Here is a 278-nt window from a genome sequence, read left to right on the forward strand (position 1 = left end):
CCAGGGGGCAGAGCCCCCTGGCGGGGTGGAAGGGGCGGAGCCCCTTCAGGATGGGACGGGTAGGGGCGGCGGGGGCGAGGAAACCGAGGCCCGCCCCCCGCGCCGGGCGCCCTCGTAGAATCGCCGGGTGAACGCCCCCGCATCCCCGGCAGACGCCCTCCGCAGCAGTCTCGCCACGCTCCTCGACGGCCTCCCACCCCGCCAGGCCGCCCAGGCCGTCGACCGGCTGATCGCCAACTACCGCGGGGCAACCCCCACCCACACCCCGATCCTCCGCG

The 278-nt window shown here is 77.0% G+C and carries 1 pseudogene; it reads left to right on the forward strand.

From position 1 onward, the window contains the following. Positions 1-127: 127 nt before the first annotated feature. Positions 128-278, forward strand: a pseudogene (locus tag ADL12_RS56875) (small ribosomal subunit Rsm22 family protein); the annotation flags it as partial.

Source organism: Streptomyces regalis (genome assembly GCF_001509475.1).
Lineage (GTDB): Bacteria > Actinomycetota > Actinomycetes > Streptomycetales > Streptomycetaceae > Streptomyces > Streptomyces regalis.